Consider the following 17963-nt stretch of genomic DNA (forward strand, 5'->3'; position numbering starts at 1 on the left):
GATGGCGTTTGTCTTAGCTAGCAATAACCCGGGGAAACTCAGGGAATTTGAACAGCTGTTCACAAAGCTGGGTTTCGAAGTCGTACCGCAGGCCCAATTTGGGGTGGAAGATGCGGATGAAACCGGCTTGTCGTTCATTGAAAATGCGCTGATAAAAGCGCGCCATGCGTCAGAACGAACAAACCAACCCGCTATGGCAGATGACTCTGGAATTGTTGTTCCGGCCCTCAAAGGAGCGCCCGGCATCTACTCTGCGCGCTATTCAGGTAAAGGCGACGCAGCTAACAATGAAAAACTGCTCAGGGCACTCGAGGGTATAGAGGGAGCGGGGCGAAGTGCTTTCTACGTTGCGGTTATCGCGCTGGTAAAGCACGCGAATGACCCGATGCCTGTCATTGCTGAAGGGCGCTGGCATGGTCGAATTGCAAAAAGCCAAGTAGGCGAGGGTGGCTTCGGCTATGACCCCTTATTCATTCCAGATGGCTTTAAGATTACGGCAGCTCAGATGACACCGGATGATAAACAGGCTCTGAGTCATCGAGCACAAGCACTTAAAGCGCTCGCGCCCAAACTTAACGGCCTTCAGTGAAACAAAAGATCCCTCTCGCTTTGTATATCCACATCCCGTGGTGCGAGCGAAAGTGCCCCTACTGCGACTTCAACTCGCATGAAAATTACAGTCCGGACATTGAACCTCTGTATGTTTCAGCACTTCTCAATGATCTTGACCAACAACTCGAGTTCGTCGATGGACGACAGGTGTCTTCCATCTTTTTTGGCGGGGGGACACCCAGCCTTTTTTCGGGCCCAGCAATTGACCAAATCTTGAGTGGTGTTCGGTCGAAAGTTTTATTAACTGACGATTGTGAAATTACGCTTGAGAGCAATCCGGGGAGTGCCGAAGCGGCAAAGTACCGGTCCTATAGGGAGGCTGGAGTCAATCGCCTGAGTATTGGTGTGCAAAGTTTCGCCGAAGATAAGTTGCGTGCGCTTGGCAGGATTCATACGGGCGACGAGGCCAGGGCGGCTATCGATATGGCTTTTTCCTCAGGGTTTAGCCGACTTAATGTTGATCTGATGTATGGATTAGAAGGCCAGACCCAAGTCGAGGCAATCAGCGATATCAAGACCGCTATGAGTTATGGCATCTCTCACCTGTCCTGGTATCAGCTAACGATTGAACGAAATACAGCATTTTGGTCAGCACCGCCTACGCTGCCTGAGACGGACATAATTGAGCCTTGGCAGAGTAAGGTTAGCCGCTTACTTGGTGAGTTTGGTATTTACCAATACGAAGTATCGGCATGGAGCAAAAAGGGAGAGGAGTCGAGGCATAACCTAAATTACTGGCTCTTTGGCGACTATCTAGCGATTGGCGCAGGTGCCCACGGTAAAGTCACCATAGGCGATTCGGTTTACCGACTCCAAAGAACACGACATCCCTCTCACTATCTTGAGGAGTTTGAGGAAGCCCAGGCAAACACCGGTATCAAAGCGCTAAAGGCGATACCCGATGACGATAGGGTGGGTGAGTTCATGATGAATGCGTTGAGACTCCGTAATGGCGCGCCGCGGGATTATTTACAAGCGCGAACAGGAAAAAAGTTTGGTGCCATCAAGAAAACGCTTGAGTCGTTAAGCGCTCGGGGACTCATCAGCGACGACCCAGAGCGACTGGTCACCACAGAGCTCGGATACCGCCACTTAGATTCGGTCATCGAGGCATTTTTTTGATCAGCTGACCAGACGGCTAGCGTCGTGTGATTTTTTTTCAAACAGCAAATCCCACACCCCATGGCCCAATCGATGGCCTCTTCGCTCAAACTTTGTCTCGGGACGGGATTCAGGGCGCGCTATATAGTTGTTTTGACCGGCGGTATTGAGAAGCAACGCGTTCGCTGAGAGAACGTCCATCATATGTGCCGCATAGGGCTGCCAATCAGTGGCCAAGTGCAAATGCCCCGAAGGTGATAGCCGACTGACAAGAAGTTCGACGAAATCAGGCTGTATTAAGCGACGCTTGTGATGCCGCTTCTTGTGCCAAGGATCAGGGAAAAAGATCTGTAGCAAATCGATCGACTCTTGAGGTATGGCCTCCTCGAGCACCTGAACCGCATCCTCGGCGAAAACCTTCAGGTTTTTGATGCCCCGCTTATCGACCTCGGACAACAACTTACCGACACCAGGCCTGTGCACTTCAATGCCTAAATATCTGTCCTGTGGATTTTGATCGGCCATCGCCACAAGGCTATCGCCCATACCAAAGCCAATTTCTAAAACACGACGACCCGCCACGGCGAACGAGCGATCCCAGTCGAAGCGTTTTTCACTCAACGTAAATCCATGCGCAGGAAATACGGAACTCCAGCCCTTTTGCTGACTTTCAGTCATTCTACCTGCACGAATAACGAAACTTTTTATTCGATAATTCGACTGCTCACTCATTGACCGCGCGCTCTCGTGCCGCCATTAAAGAGCAAAACCAACCCGCCAGAAAAAGGAGGCCACCAAGGGGTGTGATGGCACCCAGAATAGCGATATCTGTGAGAACAAGGGCATACAAGCTCCCAGAAAAAATGACAATGCCGGCAACAAAAGTACGCAAGGCGCGAGTAAGCCAAACGTTAGGTTCATCTTTGAATAGGCCCAACAGCGCCAGAATCACCAACGTGTGGAACATGTGATAGTCAATCGCGGTTGCCCACGTCGCTAAACGGGGAGGTGTCACCACGCTGGCAAGCGCGTGTGCCCCAAAGGCACCTAAAGCAACCCCTGCGAACCCGAGAGCGCAAGCGACAGACAGATAAAATGATTTCATAAACCGGTGGTTAGTTAGGCGAGCATTCCCGTTCGCAGCTTTTTCATAGCGTTGCTCTCGAGCTGGCGAATGCGCTCTGCCGATACACCATACTCGTCAGCCAACTCGTGCAGTGTCGCCTTAGGCTCTGATAACCAGCGTCGAGCGACAATATCCCGGCTCCGAGCGTCAAGGGCAGACATCGCGTCTGATAGCTGGCTCTCCTCATGCGCAACATGATTAGCCGACTCGACCAACATAGCAGGATCCATCGACTGATCCTCAAGGTACTGCTGAGGCGCCTGCCATGCGGACTCTTCGTCGGCATCGACCGGCATATCAAAAGCCACATCACGGCCGGATAAGCGGCTTTCCATACGCGTCACTTCCGCAGGGTCCACACCGAGATCCTCGGCAATTGCGAGCGTCTCTGCCTCAGTCAGCCAATGTGTCCCTTTTTTCTGGCTTCGAAGATTGAAGAATAACTTGCGTTGCGCCTTCGTCGTCGCGACTTTAACGATGCGCCAATTCTTGAGGATGTACTCGTGCATTTCCGCTTTTATCCAATGCACAGCAAAAGACACCAAGCGAACACCCTTAGTGGGGTCGAAACGCTTTACTGCCTTCATCAAACCAACGTTGCCTTCTTGGATAAGGTCAGCTTCTTGCAGGCCGTAACCAGAATATGAACGAGCCACGTGAACGACAAATCGTAGGTGTGCAAGTACTAACTCACGCGCAGAATCAACGCAGTTGTCATAAAAAAGCCGCTCAGCGAGCTCTTTCTCTCTATCGACTGAAAGAATTTGGATAGCGCTGACTGTCTGTACATACGCGCCGAGGTTGGCCCCAGGCGCCATACTAAGAATGGCACTTGGTGACAATGCGACTGCTGTATTGGTCTCGGACATACGCAAACCTCCTAACTGGATGAGAATATTAGCACTCTTGCCTTGAGAGTGCTAACTCCAGAAAAAGTTCCGCGTCGGCTTAACGAGGTTGGATGCGCGCTAAATGAAGCTGAACGGAATAACACGCGCTTATCCAGCCAAGCGTCGCGCCCACCGCAAGAAGACCGAACACGTTCAACAAACCAAATACTGAGACAGCAGCAGAGCGGTCGTAAAGCTCAAATAGTTGAGATATGGGTACCGTCAGTGTCTCCAGTGCAAGCAAGATCAACACTGCAGCAACAAGCCCTCCCAGCGCACCGATCAAAACCCCAGTGTATAAGAACGGACGGCGAGCAAACGCGTTGCCCCCGCCGATTAATTTAATAACAACAATTTCTTCTCTGCGTGACTCAATGCCCAGTCGTAGGGTGTTTCCCAGTGTCAGCACCACCCCCAACGCCATTGCAACGCCAAGCGCGATAGCCACAGAGCGCGCTAACGCAATAAATGCCTCGAGACGCTCAAGCCAGCGACTGTCCAAAATGACTTCTGACACCCCGGGTAAGGCGGTCAAATCCTGACTTAGTTGTTCAAGACCCGCGGCGCGGATATTGGAAGAAGGATAGAGCCATAGGGTGTGCGGGAGGGGATTGCTTGCCAGCCTGCTAGAGAGTGCATCCAAACCCGTTGCGTTAATAAACTCTTTTAACGCTGTATCCCGATCAATGATTTTTACCGAGGCAACACCAGGCTGTCGCTCAATTTTCTCAGCCAATACCTCCGCATCACCGTAGGTTAATGCCGGATCGGTCAGCACCGAGAGTTGTGGGGGCGCATCTAACTGGTTGATTTCCTGCGTCACGGCGTTGGCTAAGGTGAGCGCAAATGTCGGCAGGGCCAGAGCAATGGCGATAACCAGCACCGTGAGTGCATTTGATACAGGCTCTCGAATCAGCTTATCAACGCTCGCCTCAGCAGCTTGCCGGTGGTGGTGTGCCCAGGCTAAAACCCGAGGTCGCGGTCCCGAACCAACCCCCGCCGGAGACTGAATTGCCATTAACTGTCACCTCGCAACGAATTACCAAGCGTAATCAACCGCCCTTCTTGCAACGTGAGAATGCGCTGCGACATGCGTGAAATCAGTGCCAAGTCATGACTTGCAACGATGACAGTCACGCCCACACTATTGAACGCCGCGAAGAGCCCCATAATTTCCGCGGATAACTGTGGGTCCAAGTTACCGGTAGGTTCATCCGCAATTAGAATTTTAGGTCGTGCGACGACGGCGCGCGCTATACCAACACGCTGTTGCTCTCCGCCGGACAGCATCTCTGGCGACGCTCGTTCTCTATCTAGGAGTCCAACTTTATCGAGCGCTGCTCGCACACGGCGATCAATATCACGTTTTGTAAATCCCGCTATTTCCAGCGGCAGTGCCACATTGTGAAAGACTGAGCGATCAAAGAGCAGCTTGTGATCTTGAAAAACCACACCAAAATCACGTCGATAAGCCGCAATACCCGATTCACGAATTTTTGCTAACGGGCGACCATTTACTCTGACGTCGCCAGCAGAGGCGCGATCAAGTAAAAGAAGTAACCTTAAAAGCGTACTTTTCCCTGCGCCGGAATGCCCCGTTAGAAACGCCATCTCTCCACTGGCCATGCTGAAAGACAAGTCAATAAGCGCATCGCGCTGATCGAATCTTTTACCTACACGATCGAAGACAATATCCACTGTTAGCTACTCAACAGGGCTGAATAAGGCATCAACGAATTCACCGGCATTAAATGGACGCAAGTCCCCAACGCCTTCCCCAATACCAATAAAGCGTATGGGGCGTTTGATCTGTTCACCAATGGCGAAAACAACCCCGCCCTTCGCGGTGCCATCAAGTTTCGTCAATGCAATGCCTGTCACCCCGACACACGCATCAAACTCTTTCGCCTGCGCGACGGCGTTCTGACCCGTACCCGCGTCCAATACCAACAATGTCTCATGGGGCGCGGTCTCATCGGCTTTCTTAATGACCCGAACAATCTTTTCTAGCTCGGTCATTAGATGCGCTTTATTGTTCAACCTTCCCGCTGTATCCGCGAGCAACACGTCGATGTTTCGGGCTTGAGCTGCGTTTAAGGCATCGAATAAAACGGATGCGCTGTCGGCACCGGTATGCTGGGCAATTACGGGCACATTATTGCGCTCACCCCATGTCTGGAGCTGCTCAACCGCGGCGGCTCTAAACGTATCACCCGCCGCCAACATGACCGACTTTCCTTCTGACTGGTAGCGATGTGCCAGCTTACCGATTGTCGTTGTCTTCCCCGCACCATTAACACCAACGACCAAGATGACAAACGGCCCCTGTTTTGGCTCGTTAACCGCGACGTCCTGCGCGACCAGCGTCTCTTCTAACAGCCGCTTCAATGTCGTCATAACAGCCTCGGCATCGACAGAGGAGTTCCGAGGATATGTCGCAATAAGTCGATCCATGATGACTTGAGTGGTTGCGACGCCGACGTCTGCCATCAACAACTCGGTTTCTAGGGCCTCTATCACGTCATCGTTAATGGTGGCCCGAACACCGAGTGCCGACTCCAAGCCAGACATTAACGACTGACTTGTCCGACCTAAACCTGCGGTCAATCGGCCAAACCATGAGGCGTCCTCGGCCTGCGCCTCTTCTTTCGACTCGTCTTTGACAGTCAGATCAGCGGATGCTTGGTCCACCTCTTTCTGCTTGCGCCCAAACCACTTCATTTTATTTCAGGTTCCTTTACTGGCCACGCGCACGATCAGCGCTATGCTATGCGAGTCTAACATCAGGTGCTTGCATCATGAGTAAAAGTCGAACGCGGCAGCCCGCAAATCAAATCCGCATGATCGGCGGGCAGTGGCGTGGCAGAAAACTAAGCTTCCCGGACGCAGAGGGACTTCGCCCAACCGCCGACAGAGTCCGAGAAACCGTCTTCAACTGGCTAGCAGATCACGTCAGCGGATCGAGGTGCCTCGATATGTTTGCAGGCTCAGGCGCACTGGGGTTTGAGGCTCTGTCACGGGGCGCGCGTCATTGCTGCTTTGTTGAAAAGAATCCAGCGGTATTTCGTCAGATTCAAGCAAACTGTGAGCTGCTTAACGCAACCAGTCAGAGCGAAGTGGTGCTCGCCGACGCAAACATTCCGCTGCACACGAGCGAGCCTTTCGATATCGTATTTTTAGATCCGCCCTTCAAGAGTGCCTCGCTTCAGCGCTGTCTCAATTGGCTTATTAACAGCGCAACACTAACGCCCGGCGCGTTGATCTATATAGAAACCGCTAAAGACGAGCCATGGCGCAATGATTCACTCAACATTTTAAAAGAGAAATACGCCGGGGAAGTCTGCTTTCGACTCACTGAACTTAAATAGCAGGATTTGTCCTCGACATTGGGGTTGTGTAGTCTCGGATCGAAGAGATAAAGAGCTGTTTTTATGCGTAACCACACGATCGTTTATCCTGGAACGTTTGACCCCATTCACAACGGACACGTCGATCTCGTTGAACGCGCCGCAAACCTGTTTGACAAGGTGGTTATTGGGGTCGCAGACAGCGCCAGAAAACAACCCCTTTTCTCAACCCAAGAGCGGATTGATCTCGTAAGACAATCGCTAGCTCACCTGGATAATATTGAAGTGAAAGGCTTTTCTGGTCTATCGATTCGTTTCGTAGAGGATCAAGGGTCTCAGTGCGTGCTTCGCGGCATTCGGACAACCGCCGATTTCGAATTCGAGTACCAGCTCGCCAATATGAATCGCGCAATGAATCCGGTGTTTGAAAGTATCTTCTTAACACCGACCAATGACTTCTCTTACATTTCGTCGACTCTTGTTCGCGAGATAGCCTCAATGAAGGGTGATGTCGAGGACTTCGTACCCCCCGTGGTATTGGCCGCCTTGAAGGCTAAGTTCATGGTTAGCGCTGGCAGTTAGGGCAAAATACCGTCGAGCGATTGGACTGCCGGATTTCTTTCAGCGTTTGACCCTTACAGCGCTTACATAACTCGCCCGCTCGCCCGTAAACCTGCAAGCTCTGTGCGAAGTAGCCGGCTTTACCATCACCACCTACGAAATCGCGCAGCGTTGTGCCGCCCACTTCTATCGCGGTCGCTAAGACTTCCTGAATCGTCTCGGCAAGGCGGACATAGCGCACTTTGCTCACTTTATTCGCGGCCCGATCAGGTCTAATGCCTGCCATGAACAACGCTTCATTTGCATAAATATTGCCCACGCCCACGACCACCTTCGCATCCATAATGAAATGCTTCACAGGTGCCGCTCGCGTCCGCGAAACCCGGTATAGGTAGTCGCCAGAAAAGTCAGTCGATAGCGGCTCGGGGCCCAGATGATCGAGCAGGGAATGCGAGGTGCCCTCCACCCAATGCATGCTGCCAAATCGGCGAGGATCGTGATAACGAAGCAAAAACCCAGTATCGAGCGCTATATCGACATGATCATGTTTGCGCGGTTGTTCCTTGTTGTTAACCAAACGAAGGGAGCCGGACATGCCCAGATGGACCAAAAGACTGCCGTTATCAAAATCAATCAGCAGATACTTAGCGCGACGCCGGGCCGCTAACACCCGACCACCTTCTAATCGTTGCTCTAAATCATCGCTGATCGGCCATCGGAGCCGGCGATCACGTATCGTTACGCTTGATACCTTGCGCCCAACAACGTGTGGCTCTATTCCTCTTCGCGTTGTTTCTACTTCGGGTAGCTCCGGCACCTGCCTCTCCAAAAACCTTAGCTAATAAGCAAAAAAAACCCCGGCAATGCCGGGGTCTTCGAACTGCTTTGCACTTACTTGATCTTACCTTCTTTGTAGACCACGTGCTTACGTGCGACGGGGTCGTACTTCTTCATCTCTAACTTGTCAGGCGTCGTACGCTTGTTCTTGTCAGTTGTGTAGAAGTGGCCTGTGCCCGCTGACGAATTCATCCGAACTTTTTCTCGCATCGTTATCTACTCCTTAAACCTTTTCGCCGCGTGCACGCAGCTCTGAAAGAACTGTTTCGATTCCACGCTTATCAATAACTCTCATACCTTTGGGAGACACTCGAAGAGAAACGAACCGCTTCTCTGACTCTACCCAAAACCGGTGATTGTGAAGGTTAGGCAGGAAGCGTCTGCGAGTGCGATTCTTCGCATGCGAGACATTGTTGCCCGTCATTGGACGCTTACCTGTAACTTGACATACTCGCGACATCTGTCTGTCCACCAAAAAAAGGAGCGGCAAGATACCAAAGGCCTAGGCCTTAAGCAACATGCAGAGTTACACAAATCCTAAGTTTCTTAGGCTTTCACAACGACCAGCAGCAACGATGACATGATCCACCAGGTCGATATCAACGATGTTCAAACACTTTGCTAACTTTCGGGTCGTATCGATATCGGCCTGACTTGGTACCGGCGAGCCTGACGGGTGGTTGTGTGCGACGATAATCGACGACGCATGATGCGACAGGGCGCTCATCATAACGACTCGGTGATAAACGCAGGCGCTGTCGATCGAGCCCACGAACAAAATCTCACTCGCAATAAGTTGGTATTGACCATCCAGAAAAACTGCAACGAACGTCTCGCGCACTCGTCCATCCAACATTTCAACCAAATATTGCTCCAGACTTCTCGCATCGATTCTCTCTTTTTGAGCGCTCAAACACTCCTCAGACATCAATGTTTGTAAAACAAACATCGCTTTAAGGCGCGCGCGAACAACGTGATTAGCCACCGGATGACTGAAGGCGCCGTCAGCCAATCCTCGCGAAAAAGCGCGCAATGAAACGAAGGGTGGACAACTAGCCAACAGTGCATCAGCGGCAGAAATCGAGATGTCGAGCACCTCTGCCATAAGGACGATGCGATTACGGTGAGCGTACATAGTTAACCCGCCTGAGATTTACCATTGCAGGGCCACTCCTGTGTCGTTTTCAATCAATGTGGCTATCGCTACTGCACCCTTTGGCCGCAACGCGTTAACCACGCATTCATTCGACAGCCACAAGACAGACTTAAAATGTATCCAGCAAATGGGTCATTCCCCCGTTTCAAGCACCCTCAAACTCCCTGTGGCTCGTCGTGTGGGGAGTACTACCAGTCAAGACCAGTAGGATTCATCACGCGTGGATGCTACCTTTGACATCAACTTTCCCGGTTGCATTGGGCAAATGGCACGACTTTTAAATCGCAATTTCATCATTGGCGTCACAGGAAGCATCGCCGCGTACAAGGCGGCGGAAATCACACGTGAACTGAAACGTGAGGGCGCCAATGTGCGCGTGATCATGACGGACGGCGCCTGCGAGTTCATTACGCCGCTGACGTTGCAGGCACTCTCGGGTAATCCAGTCCACACCGGCCTCCTCGATACCGACGCGGAAGCGGCGATGGGCCACATAGAACTGGCACGCTGGGCAGATGCATTGGTTATCGCTCCCGCTAGTGCCGATTCCATTGCGCGTCTCGTTCAAGGCAGAGCGGATGACCTCCTCGGCGCCTGCGCACTTGCAACGCCAGCCCCCGTTTTTGTTGCCCCTGCTATGAATCAGGAAATGTGGGCGAAAGCCGCGACCCAAGAAAATATCCATGTCCTTCAAAACCGAGGGATTACAATATTAGGGCCCGACTCAGGAAGCCAAGCCTGCGGTGATATCGGTGCAGGGCGGTTGCTCGACCCACGTGAAATCATCGAGTCACTCGTCGCCACCTTTTTGACAGGTCAACTCGCAGGCAAGCACGTTGTTATTACGGCAGGCCCCACCCGAGAACCACTTTGTCCAGTGCGCTACCTCAGCAACCGAAGCTCCGGAAAAATGGGCTACGCGCTCGCCGAGGCCTGCATAAATGCGGGCGCACGAACGACACTCATCTCAGGTCCAGTTCACTGTGAAGCGCCTCCCGGTGTGGTACTGGTCCCCGTGGAGACCACACAGGAAATGCTTGACGCCAGCATGGCAGCGTCAGATGACGCAGATATTTTTATTGGCGCCGCCGCGGTTGTGGACTTCCGGCCCGAATCAGTGGCAACACAAAAAATAAAGCGTGAAGGGTCGACAACCATGGACCTTAAGCTGGTTTCCAACCCTGACATCATTGCCAGCATCGCAGCGCGCCAAGTGCGACCAAGCCTAGTCGTTGGCTTTGCCGCAGAGACAAATGATGTCACTACTTATGCGCGGAACAAGCTGAAAAAGAAGCGCTTAGATTTCATTTTTGCAAACGACGTCAGTGATTCTGCAATAGGGTTTAACAGCGACAGCAATGCTGGGACGCTCATCAGCGCGGACAATGACATTACAATGGCATTGTCATCCAAGCGCGTACTCGCAGAAACCATGATTGCTGAGCTCGCGAAACACCTGCCAGAGACATGAGTGCATCACGTCCGCCAGAAGGACATATTTCAGCCGAAGAGAGACGTAAGTTACTTATTGCGATTGGCGGCATTGCGCTCGCTGTTGTCCCTACCCTTGCGGCCGCTCTGTACTTAGTCGTCGGCCTATCATTTTCCGAGCAAAGTGCACTCTATAAAGCACAAGTAGATAACGCGCTTTACCAGCGTGCAGACCTGATCAAATCGGATATTGCCGCCATCAAAGATGGCTTGCAGCAAAGTCTATCTGATCGCTCTTTTGAGCAAAACCCAACATCGGCACTGCAATTGATCCCAGGTGGTCGTCAATTCCGCATTATTCCGCTGAGTGATATGGGCGTTGCGAGCCTAGACCCTGAAGACTACGGACTCAGTTCCTTGGTTTTGCTCGACAGAGTGCGCAAGACATTCGAGACCGGCGCCATAGGATTCGAGATTATTAAGCGTGAAGAAACATCTCAACTCGTTGCGGTTGGTCGATTCGAAACGCCCACACAGCGTGGTGTAGCCATTGCAACGCTGCACAGCCATATTCTTGCACGGTGGATGAGTGAGGCCCCCATTGGGCAGTTCAATCTCTGGCAGACCTTTGACGATGCACCCAGCATACAAATATCCGAGTCAGCTGAGTTTCTACCTACGGGATCGGGCGGCCCCATAAAACGAACGATCGAGGGAACACCCTATATTTTAGGGCTGGATGTCGACCCCTCGATGATGCCATCAACACCGGCATTACCCTTCCTTTTTTGGCCTCTCATTTTAATAGGGCTCTTGGCCAGTTATTGGGTTCTCATCCTTAAGCGCCGCGCTGACTTAGAGGGTGACGTCAAACTCATTCTCGATACTGCCGACTCACGCGACCCCATAAGGTTGCAGCACTCGGAACTGTCACCTCTCGCCCTCACTGTAAGACAGCTCGCCTCAAATAATAGAAGTCGAATGCGACGCTCGGGCGCAGCCGCCATCCAGCCAGAGCAGGGTCAGGACATCGCAGCGCGAGAGCCACAAACGCCTCAATTAATTGCCAGCGAATGGACGACAGGGATTGGGGCATGGGTAAGGCTTGCCGAGTCTGAAACAGAAGCCGTGGAGCAAAATGCTTTAAAGAAGCTGGCGGTAGGTGTTGCAGGTCTTGCCGTGCGATCATCGGCACAATCGTTTGTGGTCTCTTGTCTGGGCGGAGACAGAGAAATCCGCGCCAAAACTTGTTTCATAAAAGCACTTCTCTCAGAAGGTGTTGACGTGATTGACGTGGGACACGTGCCCACTCCCATAGCACACATGGCAACCCACAATGGCACCTCATCGGGTGCCGCGTTGGTCCTTCAACGCGATACCAAGGACCGGTTGACGCTTGGCGCGCTCTACAACCGTCAGTGGGTAGAAGAAGGCTTCTGGCAGAAAATCACCGCGCTCTCTTATGAGCACGTTGCTACATCCTCCAATGGTCGGAGTATCAAGCTCAAGCTAGATGATGATTACTGCGACCGCCTTTCGGCCGATATGGCCATGGCGGAAAATCTGCGCATAACCGTTGTCTGCGATAGCCCAATAACACTGTCCATAGCTGAGCAGAGCTTGCAAAAAGCATCGTGTGACGTACGCAGTGTTTGCCTTGAGCGAGGCTTCTCAGAAAGTGAGGCGCAGGCGCACTTTAGTGGCCATGAGGCAGACCTCCATTTTGTTTTGAACAGTTGCGCCTCGCGGTTAACCGTCTTTGATGCGCACGGCAATCGGGTTCGCGACGACCATATCTTCATGCTAATTAGCCGAGATGCGCTAGCGAGACACCCGGGAAGCGATGTCATTATTGGCTATAAAGGCTCGCGGATCCTCTCGTCATTTGTCACTTCATGCGGAGGAGCCTCAAAAATGGTGGACTCCGCTCCCCACGTTTTGCAGCGCGAAATGGCTGAAAGTGGCGCAATCATCGGTGGCGACTGCGACGGCGCCTTGTACTTACGCGATCGCTGGTTTGGATCTGACGATGCAATTTATGGCGGTGCGAGGCTTGCGGAAATTGTCAGTAACGAGGGACCGTTGACAGACCTTATAGCGGCTCTGCCCGAGACGTCGTTGAGTGTTTTACCCCTCGGTGATAAAACACCGTTGCACGATGCACTCTTGGCCTTATTGTCCGATGAAACCAGTTTTGCAGGCGCTCGGATATCGCAGGCTAATGGAATTCGCGTAGACTTCGCAGACAGCTGGGCCCACATTGATGATGCATTGGCAAATGATCCCACGCTGAGGTTTGAGGGTGACGACGATAGTTGCCGCGGCAGACTTGAGGAGCTTGTCGCTGACCTGTTATCGCAGAAGTACCCAGAGTTAGCACTACCGACTCCCCTGCCCACTATGTCAACTTCTAGGAGCCCATAGGCTATGTCATTAAACAGAACGGATGCAGAACAATTTGCTCGGGTGCTTACCGAGTCGTTGCCCTACATCCAACGATTTACCGGCAAAACCATGGTGATTAAGTTTGGCGGTAACGCAATGACCGACCCAGAACTCCAAGAGAGCTTTGCTCGCGACGTGGTTCTGATGAAGCTTGTGGGCATGAACCCCATTATTGTTCATGGTGGCGGCCCCCAAATAGGGAAACTACTGAGTCGCTTAGGCATCGAGTCGCGCTTTGTTGGCGGTATGCGCGTCACTGATGAAGAGACTGTGGACGTAGTAGAGATGGTGCTAGGTGCGGCCGTAAATAAGGAGATAGTCGATAGCATTCACCGAAACGGCGGGCGAGCAGTTGGTATCACAGGAAAAGATGGTGAGCTGATTAGGGCCAGAGCCCTATCAGGGCACTTGGCGGGTGACGGTGCCGAGGACATTGGCTTAGTGGGCGAAGTAGAGAGTGTTGATACCGACATTCTTACCATGCTCGCCAACAGCGACTACATACCGGTGATCGCACCGGTAGCAGGCAGTGCAGATGGACACACTTACAATATCAATGCTGACCTCGTTGCTGGCAAGCTAGCCGAGGTGCTCCAAGCAGAGAAACTGATGCTATTAACAAACGTGACGGGCTTGTTAGACGGTGAGGGGGAAACGCTTACCGGTCTTACGACTCAACGCGTCGATGAACTGATTGCCAACAAGATTATAACGGGCGGTATGCTCCCTAAGGTCCGTTGCGCAATGGATGCTGTGAGGGCAGGCGTCACGAGCGCTCATATTATCGACGGACGAGTGCCGCACTCAACCTTACTCGAAATCTTCAGTGATGAGGGTATTGGCACCTTGATCACAAACAAGACGATGGGTACGGTTGATCGCCCATAATCGCAACACAATAAACCCTCTGGCGGACACAATGCCCAAGAAACAAAGCGGTCGAAAAGAACAAATCCTACAAACTCTCGCAGAAATGCTGGAGTCGAGCCCAGGAAGCAAAATTACCACAGCAAAGTTGGCTGCAAATCTGGGGGTTTCAGAGGCTGCGCTATATCGTCATTTCCCGTCAAAAACACGTATGTACGAGTCGTTGATCGATTTTGTTGAAGACACCCTCTTCACGCGTATTACTCAAATTCTTAACGAAGAAGCCAAGCAGTTGGCGCGTTGCAAGAAAATCCTCACGTTGTACCTGATCTTCTGCGAACGAAATCCGGGCATTACACGAATACTGAGTGGTGATGCGCTTATGGGAGAACACGAGCGCCTACGTGAGCGGGTAAGCCAAGTTTACGATCGCATTGAAACTCAATTGCGCCAGTGCTTACGCATGGCGGAAATGGAAGAGGGCTGGCGAACAGCAATTCCCGTCAACCCCGCTGCGAACATGCTTCTTGCAACAGCGGAAGGGCGCATAGCGCAGTTCGTGCGCTCAAACTTCGCGCAATCACCAACAGAAGGCTGGGATGATCAGTGGAGGATTGCCACCAGCGCAATCGGCATTGAGGTACCCAAAGGCGGTTAATTGTCGCGAGAGGCTCTATCGCGGCTGAGTGATCTTCGCAACAAAACGACGTCTTGTAGCTGTGCGAATCGATTGCGGTCTCGAGCATAATCCTCAGTTACTGCCGCTACTTGGCCTTCGCGCTCCTCGATCGACCGTCCCGCTGCAGCGATTTCGGATCTTAATATCTCTACCGCCTCAAGATCTTGAGGCAAAGCGTCTTCACCTCGCCGCTCAAAATCAGCTAAACGGCTGAGTGCCGTCTCGAGACGCCCCCGCGCAACGCGCTGGTTGCTGGCCAAAATAGAGAGTCGAATTTTAAGCTCGCGCAGTGCACGATCCCGCGCCGCATCAATGTCTTCCACGGTGCTATAACGGAGCAACAAAAATCGATCCCACTCAGCAAGTCGCGCACGCTCGGCTTCAGCGCCACGCTTGAGTCGCTCGACAAGGTCTTTGTCGTTCAACTCTGAGTCACTGAGCTGACGGGGGACGACCTTAATGACTTCACCCAGAGGACTGAGCACCTCGTAGCCTCTCCCTGCGAACTTGGCAGGAACGTGCCAGTCCACAACGGTACCGCCCTCATTATTTTTGTAACGGTACAGGTTGTCAGCAAAAGCTGTCGAGCAGCTAATAATCGCCAGTAGCACAGCCAGCCGTTTAGACACCATACTGCTCCCGATAAGCGTTCATTTTTTGCAAGCTACCATTGAGCTCTGGCTGCATCTCCAGCCACTCAATAATGTCGTGCATCGTGATGACCGACGTCACGGTTAAACCCAGGGAGGTTTGAACCTCCTCGACCGCAGATTGCGCTCCAACACCCCGCTCGCATCGATCCAGACCAATAACAACACCAACCGGGTTAGCCCCATGATCACGAATAAGGTCAACGGAGTGGCGAATTGCTGTGCCCGCAGTAATGACATCGTCAACAATGAGAATGTTCCCAGTCAAAGGGGCACCTAATAAAATACCCCCCTCGCCATGCGTTTTAGGCTCTTTTCTGTCAAACGTAATCGCAAGATCTCTGTCGTAGCGGGTCCTTAAGGCAATACCGGCCGCGGTCGCCAGCGGAATACCCTTATAAGCGGGTCCGAATAAACCATCTAGACCCTCTAACATAGGCTGTGCTGCCTGCGCGTAACAATTACCCAGTGTTGCCATGGCCTCGCCTGTTGAGAAGACGCCCGCATTAAAAAAGTAGGGGCTTACACGGCCTGATTTTAGGGTAAATTCGCCAAACTTGAGCGCCCCAAAACGGATAGCAAGCTCGATAAACTGATTTTTGCTGTCAGATTCCTGCATTAAAACGCCCCAAAGAAACGCAAAATAAAATGGTAAAGATGAAGCCTAGCCATGCCTTGACGTTTCAAGTCACAAACTAACTAACGTAGTATACCCCTGTCGGTAATTAGGAAACAGAAATGAAGGTGTTATCACTGGTAGTCGAGGGCCTTGAGCGAGCTCGCGAGGATGGGCTAGTCCCTTGGGTCTTTCAGCAGGATGCTGACATCATTTGTTTACAAGATACGCAGTGCTCTGAATATTCGCTTACGTCCAACGACTTCTTTCCCAGCGAATACCACGCTTACTTCGCCGACAATTATGATGATCATCGCACTAACGGCGTTGCTCTTTACTGCCGTGAGATGCCCAAGGCCATAATGTTTGGTCTGGGGTTCATGGATTACGACCCCTTAGGTTTGTACATTCAAGCCGATTACCCAGAACTCAGTGTAGGCAGTATTTTGGTGCCTTCCATTCAGTCAAAGGATGATCCTTCGCGAAAAATGCACTTCCTCAACCAGCTTGGTGGGCATTTACAGAAAGTGCGCAATAAAAAACGTGAATTTATTCTTTGCGGCGGCTGGGAGCTCGCTTGGCAACCCAGAGATGCCGAAGAATCGGGCAACCGTCTCGATATACCGGGGTTTAGCAGCGAGGAGCGAGACTGGCTCGGCTCGCTCTACCGAGCAGGCTATACCGATGCCTTCCGACAAGTGGATCACGAAGACGATGACTTCACATGGTGGCCTGAAGGTGACGACAAGCCTGGCCTGCGAACAGACACGCAGATCATTTCGGACGGTCTCGCCGAGAGGGTAACCGCCGCCTACGTGGAGGGCGAAGAGGCCTTCTCAAGCCATGCACCCGTGATTATCGAATACGATCTCAACCTATGACGCAGCCAATGCCGCCGTCTGCGCTGCATGAAGTTGAATCCCAGCCGATTCCGCAAGATCCAACAAGGCATTCAATTCCGCCCGGCTAAATACCTTTTCTTCGGCCGTACCCTGCACTTCTATAAGACCGCCGTTGGCGAGCATCACCACATTGATGTCACTGTCGGCGGTTGAATCTTCTGGGTAATCAAGGTCAAGAACAGCCGTGCCTTGCCACATACCCACAGAAACGGCGGACACCATGCTGATTAGCGGATCAGTTTTGAGGTTGCCGGTACGCTGCAAGGCGTTTAAAGCAGCAACCAAAGCCACGCTTGCTCCCGTAATGGCGGTTGTTCGTGTCCCACCATCAGCCTGCAGAACATCGCAGTCGATGGTAATTGTTCGCTCGCCCAGCTTTTTTAAATCAATGCTTGCACGCAACGACCGGCCAATTAATCGCTGAATCTCAACAGTTCGACCACTCTGTTTTCCTCGAACGGCCTCTCTATCAACTCGGGAGTTGGTAGAGCTGGGAAGCATCCCGTACTCGGCCGTCAGCCAGCCTTGTCCTTTTCCCCTTAAAAACCCGGGCACCCCCTCGCTAATTGAGGCCGTGCAAAGTACACGCGTATCCCCAAATGACGCCAAAACGCTGCCGGCCGCCTGCTTGGTGAATCCGAGCTCAAAGGACACGTCCCTCATCTGATCGGGGCGACGGCCGCTGGGCCTATTACAGGAATCTTCAGTCATTTCAGTCCTTTTTGTTTGGGGAGGTCTATCGC

At 52.3% G+C, this 17963-nt stretch carries 22 protein-coding genes; 9 read left to right on the forward strand and 13 right to left on the reverse strand.

All coding sequences use genetic code 11. From position 1 onward, the window contains the following. The first annotated feature begins 1 nt into the window (after position 1). The gene (rdgB, locus tag E0F26_RS02400; RefSeq protein WP_279242450.1) at positions 2–589 is read left to right on the forward strand and encodes an RdgB/HAM1 family non-canonical purine NTP pyrophosphatase; all 588 of its coding nucleotides are present in this window, start codon (positions 2–4) and stop codon (positions 587–589) included. Continuing rightward, a complete protein-coding gene (gene hemW, locus E0F26_RS02405) occupies positions 586–1734 on the forward strand; it encodes a radical SAM family heme chaperone HemW (RefSeq protein ID WP_279242451.1) in 1149 nt (382 codons plus the stop codon). Before rdgB ends, hemW begins: the two co-directional genes overlap by 4 nt. Here hemW and trmB read toward each other — a convergent pair whose 3' ends face one another. The 6 genes from trmB to ftsY all read right to left on the reverse strand — a co-directional run bounded on the left by trmB (position 1735) and on the right by ftsY (position 6450). Continuing rightward, on the reverse strand, positions 1735–2445 hold the full coding sequence (gene trmB, locus E0F26_RS02410; protein ID WP_279242452.1) for a tRNA (guanosine(46)-N7)-methyltransferase TrmB: 711 nt from the start codon (positions 2443–2445) through the stop codon (positions 1735–1737). Further along, positions 2438–2818: a DUF423 domain-containing protein gene (locus tag E0F26_RS02415; protein WP_279242453.1), complete on the reverse strand. Its 381-nt coding sequence runs from the start codon at positions 2816–2818 to the stop codon at positions 2438–2440. The genes trmB and E0F26_RS02415 overlap by 8 nt, the downstream gene beginning before the upstream one ends. 14 nt (positions 2819–2832) lie before the next feature. Further along, a complete protein-coding gene (gene rpoH / locus E0F26_RS02420; protein ID WP_279242454.1) occupies positions 2833–3708 on the reverse strand; it encodes an RNA polymerase sigma factor RpoH in 876 nt (291 codons plus the stop codon). A 79-nt stretch (positions 3709–3787) separates the two neighbouring features. Next, complete coding sequence (gene ftsX / locus E0F26_RS02425) at positions 3788–4747, reverse strand: permease-like cell division protein FtsX (protein WP_279242455.1); 960 nt, start codon at positions 4745–4747, stop codon at positions 3788–3790. Then, the gene (ftsE, locus tag E0F26_RS02430; RefSeq protein ID WP_279242456.1) at positions 4747–5427 is read right to left on the reverse strand and encodes a cell division ATP-binding protein FtsE; all 681 of its coding nucleotides are present in this window, start codon (positions 5425–5427) and stop codon (positions 4747–4749) included. The genes ftsX and ftsE overlap by 1 nt, the downstream gene beginning before the upstream one ends. Before the next feature lie 6 nt (positions 5428–5433). Continuing rightward, the gene (gene ftsY, locus E0F26_RS02435) at positions 5434–6450 is read right to left on the reverse strand and encodes a signal recognition particle-docking protein FtsY (RefSeq protein WP_279242457.1); all 1017 of its coding nucleotides are present in this window, start codon (positions 6448–6450) and stop codon (positions 5434–5436) included. Between the two features lie 77 nt (positions 6451–6527). Here ftsY and rsmD point away from each other — a divergent pair, with 77 nt between their 5' ends. Together rsmD and coaD are read left to right on the forward strand one after the other, a co-directional pair. Then, entirely contained in the window at positions 6528–7097 is a 570-nt protein-coding gene (gene rsmD / locus E0F26_RS02440) for a 16S rRNA (guanine(966)-N(2))-methyltransferase RsmD (RefSeq protein WP_279242458.1), read from the forward strand. Between the two features lie 63 nt (positions 7098–7160). Beyond that, on the forward strand, positions 7161–7658 hold the full coding sequence (gene coaD, locus E0F26_RS02445) for a pantetheine-phosphate adenylyltransferase (protein WP_279242459.1): 498 nt from the start codon (positions 7161–7163) through the stop codon (positions 7656–7658). Here the strand turns inward: coaD and mutM are convergent. From mutM to E0F26_RS02465, 4 genes are all read right to left on the reverse strand, one after another. Then, positions 7642–8454, reverse strand: coding sequence for a bifunctional DNA-formamidopyrimidine glycosylase/DNA-(apurinic or apyrimidinic site) lyase (mutM, locus tag E0F26_RS02450; protein ID WP_279242460.1), 813 nt, complete (start codon positions 8452–8454; stop codon positions 7642–7644). The two genes, coaD and mutM, sit on opposite strands and share 17 nt — an antisense overlap. A 74-nt stretch (positions 8455–8528) precedes the next feature. Beyond that, positions 8529–8684, reverse strand: coding sequence for a 50S ribosomal protein L33 (gene rpmG / locus E0F26_RS02455; protein ID WP_279242461.1), 156 nt, complete (start codon positions 8682–8684; stop codon positions 8529–8531). Positions 8685–8697: 13 nt separating this feature from the next. Continuing rightward, entirely contained in the window at positions 8698–8934 is a 237-nt protein-coding gene (gene rpmB / locus E0F26_RS02460) for a 50S ribosomal protein L28 (protein WP_279242462.1), read from the reverse strand. A 66-nt stretch (positions 8935–9000) separates the two neighbouring features. Then, entirely contained in the window at positions 9001–9609 is a 609-nt protein-coding gene (locus tag E0F26_RS02465) for a JAB domain-containing protein (RefSeq protein ID WP_279242463.1), read from the reverse strand. Positions 9610–9850: 241 nt separating this feature from the next. Between E0F26_RS02465 and coaBC the strand changes: the two genes are divergently transcribed. From coaBC to slmA, 4 genes are read left to right on the forward strand one after another with little or no spacing between them, the layout of a single operon-like run. Continuing rightward, positions 9851–11101, forward strand: a complete 1251-nt coding sequence (coaBC, locus tag E0F26_RS02470) for a bifunctional phosphopantothenoylcysteine decarboxylase/phosphopantothenate--cysteine ligase CoaBC (protein WP_420887693.1) — start codon at positions 9851–9853, stop codon at positions 11099–11101. Next, positions 11098–13485, forward strand: a complete 2388-nt coding sequence (locus E0F26_RS02475) for a hypothetical protein (protein WP_279242464.1) — start codon at positions 11098–11100, stop codon at positions 13483–13485. The genes coaBC and E0F26_RS02475 overlap by 4 nt, the downstream gene beginning before the upstream one ends. A 3-nt stretch (positions 13486–13488) precedes the next feature. Then, positions 13489–14394 carry an acetylglutamate kinase gene (gene argB / locus E0F26_RS02480; protein WP_279242465.1) on the forward strand — a complete coding sequence of 302 codons (906 nt, stop codon included), beginning with the start codon at positions 13489–13491 and terminating at the stop codon, positions 14392–14394. Between the two features lie 31 nt (positions 14395–14425). Next, a complete protein-coding gene (slmA, locus tag E0F26_RS02485) occupies positions 14426–15031 on the forward strand; it encodes a nucleoid occlusion factor SlmA (RefSeq protein WP_279242466.1) in 606 nt (201 codons plus the stop codon). Here the strand turns inward: slmA and E0F26_RS02490 are convergent. Continuing rightward, on the reverse strand, positions 15028–15684 hold the full coding sequence (locus E0F26_RS02490; protein WP_279242467.1) for a hypothetical protein: 657 nt from the start codon (positions 15682–15684) through the stop codon (positions 15028–15030). The genes slmA and E0F26_RS02490 overlap by 4 nt on opposite strands. Beyond that, a complete protein-coding gene (gene pyrE / locus E0F26_RS02495; protein WP_279242468.1) occupies positions 15674–16321 on the reverse strand; it encodes an orotate phosphoribosyltransferase in 648 nt (215 codons plus the stop codon). Before pyrE ends, E0F26_RS02490 begins: the two co-directional genes overlap by 11 nt. Before the next feature lie 119 nt (positions 16322–16440). On the opposite strand from pyrE, the gene E0F26_RS02500 reads away from it, so the two are divergent. Further along, the gene (locus E0F26_RS02500) at positions 16441–17199 is read left to right on the forward strand and encodes an exodeoxyribonuclease III (protein ID WP_279242469.1); all 759 of its coding nucleotides are present in this window, start codon (positions 16441–16443) and stop codon (positions 17197–17199) included. Here E0F26_RS02500 and rph read toward each other — a convergent pair. Beyond that, on the reverse strand, positions 17194–17931 hold the full coding sequence (rph, locus tag E0F26_RS02505; protein ID WP_279242470.1) for a ribonuclease PH: 738 nt from the start codon (positions 17929–17931) through the stop codon (positions 17194–17196). The genes E0F26_RS02500 and rph overlap by 6 nt on opposite strands. Positions 17932–17963 lie beyond the last annotated feature (32 nt).

This window comes from Candidatus Paraluminiphilus aquimaris (assembly GCF_026230195.1).
In the GTDB taxonomy this organism is placed as follows: Bacteria; Pseudomonadota; Gammaproteobacteria; order Pseudomonadales; family Halieaceae; genus Luminiphilus; species Luminiphilus aquimaris.

Bases quoted from the DNA above. Each gene is read 5' to 3' on its own strand.
- rdgB (WP_279242450.1), top strand. From the start codon at position 2: ATGGCGTTTGTCTTAGCTAGCAATAACCCGGGGAAACTCAGGGAATTT.
- trmB (WP_279242452.1), bottom strand. From the start codon at position 2,445: ATGAGTGAGCAGTCGAATTATCGAATAAAAAGTTTCGTTATTCGTGCA.
- E0F26_RS02415 (WP_279242453.1), bottom strand. From the start codon at position 2,818: ATGAAATCATTTTATCTGTCTGTCGCTTGCGCTCTCGGGTTCGCAGGG.
- rpoH (WP_279242454.1), bottom strand. From the start codon at position 3,708: ATGTCCGAGACCAATACAGCAGTCGCATTGTCACCAAGTGCCATTCTT.
- ftsX (WP_279242455.1), bottom strand. From the start codon at position 4,747: ATGGCAATTCAGTCTCCGGCGGGGGTTGGTTCGGGACCGCGACCTCGG.
- ftsY (WP_279242457.1), bottom strand. From the start codon at position 6,450: ATGAAGTGGTTTGGGCGCAAGCAGAAAGAGGTGGACCAAGCATCCGCT.
- rsmD (WP_279242458.1), top strand. From the start codon at position 6,528: ATGAGTAAAAGTCGAACGCGGCAGCCCGCAAATCAAATCCGCATGATC.
- coaD (WP_279242459.1), top strand. From the start codon at position 7,161: ATGCGTAACCACACGATCGTTTATCCTGGAACGTTTGACCCCATTCAC.
- rpmG (WP_279242461.1), bottom strand. From the start codon at position 8,684: ATGCGAGAAAAAGTTCGGATGAATTCGTCAGCGGGCACAGGCCACTTC.
- rpmB (WP_279242462.1), bottom strand. From the start codon at position 8,934: ATGTCGCGAGTATGTCAAGTTACAGGTAAGCGTCCAATGACGGGCAAC.
- E0F26_RS02465 (WP_279242463.1), bottom strand. From the start codon at position 9,609: ATGTACGCTCACCGTAATCGCATCGTCCTTATGGCAGAGGTGCTCGAC.
- E0F26_RS02475 (WP_279242464.1), top strand. From the start codon at position 11,098: ATGAGTGCATCACGTCCGCCAGAAGGACATATTTCAGCCGAAGAGAGA.
- argB (WP_279242465.1), top strand. From the start codon at position 13,489: ATGTCATTAAACAGAACGGATGCAGAACAATTTGCTCGGGTGCTTACC.
- slmA (WP_279242466.1), top strand. From the start codon at position 14,426: ATGCCCAAGAAACAAAGCGGTCGAAAAGAACAAATCCTACAAACTCTC.
- E0F26_RS02490 (WP_279242467.1), bottom strand. From the start codon at position 15,684: ATGGTGTCTAAACGGCTGGCTGTGCTACTGGCGATTATTAGCTGCTCG.
- pyrE (WP_279242468.1), bottom strand. From the start codon at position 16,321: ATGCAGGAATCTGACAGCAAAAATCAGTTTATCGAGCTTGCTATCCGT.
- E0F26_RS02500 (WP_279242469.1), top strand. From the start codon at position 16,441: ATGAAGGTGTTATCACTGGTAGTCGAGGGCCTTGAGCGAGCTCGCGAG.
- rph (WP_279242470.1), bottom strand. From the start codon at position 17,931: ATGACTGAAGATTCCTGTAATAGGCCCAGCGGCCGTCGCCCCGATCAG.